The 3989-nt window shown below is 41.2% G+C and carries 5 protein-coding genes; 2 read left to right on the forward strand and 3 right to left on the reverse strand.

Annotation, left to right across the window (positions count from 1 at the left end; genetic code table 11):
- Nucleotides 1–208: 208 nt before the first annotated feature.
- Nucleotides 209–1585 carry an exonuclease domain-containing protein gene (locus Q1V93_RS09620; RefSeq protein WP_300664144.1) on the reverse strand — a complete coding sequence of 459 codons (1377 nt, stop codon included), beginning with the start codon at nt 1583–1585 and terminating at the stop codon, nt 209–211.
- A 116-nt stretch (nt 1586–1701) separates the two neighbouring features.
- Here Q1V93_RS09620 and Q1V93_RS09625 point away from each other — a divergent pair, with 116 nt between their 5' ends.
- A complete protein-coding gene (locus tag Q1V93_RS09625; RefSeq protein ID WP_124745242.1) occupies nt 1702–1959 on the forward strand; it encodes a hypothetical protein in 258 nt (85 codons plus the stop codon).
- Between the two features lie 84 nt (nt 1960–2043).
- On the opposite strand, the gene Q1V93_RS09630 is transcribed toward Q1V93_RS09625, so the two are convergent.
- Together Q1V93_RS09630 and Q1V93_RS09635 are read right to left on the reverse strand one after the other, a co-directional pair.
- Nucleotides 2044–2526, reverse strand: coding sequence for a GNAT family N-acetyltransferase (locus Q1V93_RS09630; protein ID WP_300664152.1), 483 nt, complete (start codon nt 2524–2526; stop codon nt 2044–2046).
- Nucleotides 2523–3638: an acyltransferase gene (locus Q1V93_RS09635; RefSeq protein WP_300664154.1), complete on the reverse strand. Its 1116-nt coding sequence runs from the start codon at nt 3636–3638 to the stop codon at nt 2523–2525. The genes Q1V93_RS09630 and Q1V93_RS09635 overlap by 4 nt, the downstream gene beginning before the upstream one ends.
- Before the next feature lie 125 nt (nt 3639–3763).
- Between Q1V93_RS09635 and Q1V93_RS09640 the strand changes: the two genes are divergently transcribed.
- A partial coding sequence (locus tag Q1V93_RS09640; RefSeq protein WP_300664156.1) for an FAD-dependent oxidoreductase occupies nt 3764–3989 on the forward strand: 226 nt, incomplete at its 3' end.

Below are 3989 nucleotides of genomic sequence, written 5' to 3' on the forward strand. Positions count from 1 at the left end.
TTTGATGTAAGCTGCAAAGCCATCTTCTATTTTACCCTGTGTTAATCATCCCGGATTCTTGAACAAAACCTTTGTTTTGTTCTTTTTACAACCTTTGATTTTGAGAACCATCAAAATAGAAAGTAAACGTCATGATTGTTATCGTATCACTCGTTCTGGCTCTTTTGGTAGGAAATATTCTTATTCAGAGAAAAGATTGAAAACAGACTTACCCGTTAAAAGGAATTTTTAAAAGATCGGGATTCTTTCTGAGATAATATCTGAGAATGGTCCGTACATCTTTGTCTTCCGGATGAAGGTCAATGTAACGAAGCCAATTCCGGTGGATTTGCTTGACTGCAAAATACGGAACGAAACCAAATCCGCGGTACGAACCGTTTTCGATCCAAACCACGCTTTTTTCGCGCTTATCTCTTCCGCCTTCGACAATGAAGAAACTGTCGTCATCAAAGGTCAGGGCATTGATCAGTTCCTTCACCCGTTCATTATAGGATTCCGGAGTTTCCATGCTGACACAGGCTCCATGACATTTTTTGACCTGGTAACCGAAGCAGCTGCCCGCACTTTTTTCCAGTCCGCATAACTTCTGACACAACTGATGTGTTTCCGTCAGCATAAAAATATAATCGTTGGCTTCTCTTTTTGTTGTAAACGTGGTTAAAGGAACACTGGAGGATTTACTGATCTTATCGACATACAATTGCAGATATCCTTTTTGGTCTTCAAAATAGAACAAACCGTATGCGTACGTATTCTTGCGAAGCGCGCGATTGTATACCGGCTTATGGATTTTAATCAGTTCCGATTCGTATAAAAGGGCAATCAGCTCGGAGCCGGTCAGTTCGAATTCGATCCGTGCAATTTCCTGGCGCATCACAGAACCTTTGAGTGTTTTCACATTCTTCAGATGCTGTTCAATGCGTTTGCGGATATGTTTGCTCTTCCCGATATAGATCAATTGATTGGTGTCGTTGAAAAACTTATACACTCCCGGTTTGTTCGGAATTTCTTCCAACGCTTCCAGATCCAGGTTCGGATGCAGAATTTTCGGGTTTACATCTTCCTGAACGAAGGTTCCCAACCCTTTTGAATCCGTTGCGTACAATTTGGTGAAGAGATGGGCAGTGGCTTCCGCATCGCCTTTTGCGCGGTGACGCCCCACCAATTCAATTCCAAGTGCTTTGGATAATTTCCCCAAACTGTAGGAATCGTGACCCGGAAGTACGTACCTGGAAGCTCTTACCGTGCACAAATGCGCTTTCCGGTAGTCGTAACCCAGCAGTTTGAATTCATGGCGGATAATCCCGTAGTCAAACCCGACATTGTGAGCAACGAAAATGCAGTCTTCCGTGAATTCAATGATCTGCCTGGCAATCTCATAAAATTTGGGAGCATCTTCCACCATTTTGTCGTGAATTCCCGTTAACCTCGAAATGAATTCGGGAATCGGCATTTCCGGATTGACCAGGGTGGAAAAAGAACTGATAATTTGCGTACCATCATGCTTGTAGATCGCGATTTCCGTGATCTTCGAGGATTTTGTGGATCCACCCGTTGTTTCGATATCTACAATGGCATAATTCATCGTGCAAAGTTACGGAATTTTTTAGCTGAAGGATCGCTTCGGAATTCGAACTCAAGTTAAATAAGTTAAACAAGGAGTGGATAATATTCCTTAACTTTGCCCAAAATTGTATCAAAATGGCAAATAAGAGATTAATCAAAAAACAATTGAACGGAATGATTATTGATGTTCTTGACGAATGTTTCTCCATTCAATTGTATAACGATTCTAAAACTGAGGCTACCGACAAATTGATCGATGAGGCATTGAACTTCGGAGATGATGTTTTAGCAAAGATTCACGAAGCTAAATCAAAGAAAGATTTCCCTGCTATTCGTCAGATGATGGAAGATAAAGGAGTTTATTTCATCGAAGAATTGAACGGTTTGCAATAATATTTGAATCAATCAGATAATGAGCTCATTCTTTTGTTAGGATGGGCTTTTTTGTTAATGTAGAATTGAAAAGCTTTTACATTTTCAATGCAGTTTTTTCCGCATCCACAAATCACAGGCAAAATGACCTGAATTGCCGTATGGCTTGTCGAGATATTCAAAGCCTAAACGTTCGTATAACCCTACAGCAGTGTGTAACTCAGGAAGTGTTTCAAGATAGATTTCGGTAAAACCTGCTGCTTTGGCGGTTTCGATGGAATGCTCCATGAGTTTTTTCCCCAATCCGTGATTCCTGAAGTCTTTCGACAAGTAAAGTTTCACCAGTTCGATGCATCCGTCCGGCAATCCTTCGGTCGGATAAACCCCACAACCTCCGGCAATGACGCCGTTTTCTTTTGCTACGAAATAATGTGCATCCGGAGCCTGGAAGAGTTCGTATAACTGATCGGTCGTTGGATCCGTAAAGACCGTTCCCGGTTTGTTTGCTCCGAATTCGGTTAAAACCCCGCGGATCAATTGTGCCAGTTTCAGGTTATCTGCTGCTTGTATTTTTTCGATAGAAATCATGCTCTGAAGTGCTTTTTTAAATCCAGTAAAGGCTTTTCAAAGTAGCGATAGGAAAGAATGGAAAGTGCTGTGTTTATAAGCAGTAAAGTTACGAAATAGAGCGCAAACCACCCGATGTGCTGATTCATATTCAGGAATTCAAACGTTTTACAGAGGTAAAAGATGACGATGCAGTGAAACAAATAGAAGCCGTAAGTCAATTTTCCGGCCCGTTCGAAATACGGAATGCGATCCGCCTTGTAAAAGGAATGCTTTGCCAGTAACTGCTCTATGAGTATAAAGGCGAAAAACAACCCGGAAACTATTCGTTCCAACGCAATCAGTTTACCCGGAAGCAAGCGCGGAGCCAGAAACAAGAAGCCTATTCCGGCAAGATAAATGAGGAAAATCTGCCACTTTTTCAACTCCCGGATGAAGTGAATATCGGACTTTTCGAAAACCCAGGTTGCCAGCAAGCCTCCGATTGCCATATCCGAAATCACGCTTAACGAATGGTAATAAATAATGCTTTGATTGTGGGTATGAAAAAAGCGGAAGACGACTGAACTGAGAATAACTAAAAGAAAGAAGATCTGAAATGAACGAATCGTTTTCCATTTGAACAGCCCGATGATCAACCCCCAACCGAGGTAAAACTGTTCTTCGATACTCACACTCCAGGTTGCTGTCAGGAAATTAATGTTGTCTTTGCTTCCGTGAATGATTTCATCGAAATTTGACAGAAACAACGCATAACGCCAGAATTCATGAATGGTTTGAGTTCCGAATGGCAGGTTCGGAAAGACGAAGAATCCGAATAAAACGATCACAAAATACAAGGGCCACAATCTCAGAATTCTGCGGATGAGGAAAAAACCGATGTGGATTTTACCTTTTTCCCGGAGTTCTTTTAAAAGCAGGTATGTGATTAGAAATCCGCTGAGAACAAAGAATAGGTTTACTCCGTAATGCCCGATCGAAGTGAGTTTTCGAATAACCTGCATCGGAGTTGAATCGAAAAAAGTTCCCCAAACTTCGCGGTTAATGGTGAAACCGTGAAAGAGAAAAACCATCAAAGCCCCCATGAATCTTAATCCATTTAAGTTCTCAAAATGAATTTTTGGTTGCTGCATGTGTAGTCTGTACTTTTCGAGTTGACCAAATGTACTTATTTTTTGCAGGAACGTTTGTAAACTCACCGTGTCTTCATCAGTCAAGCGATTGCTTTTTCTTTTAACTTTGCACAAATTTTATCTACATGGCATTCGACATAGCAATTATCGGTGGTGGAATCGTTGGAGCAGCAACATTTTACAAATTGCAAACAAGATATCCTGATCTGGCAATCGTTTTGATTGAAAAAGAGGCAAAACTGGCAGATCATCAAACTGGAAACAACTCCGGAGTTATTCACAGTGGTTTGTATTACAAACCGGGTTCTTTAAAAGCAAAGAACTGTGTTGCGGGAAGACATGAGTTGGTTG

The organism is Fluviicola sp., assembly GCF_030151805.1.
Classification (GTDB): domain Bacteria; phylum Bacteroidota; class Bacteroidia; order Flavobacteriales_D; family Crocinitomicaceae; genus Fluviicola.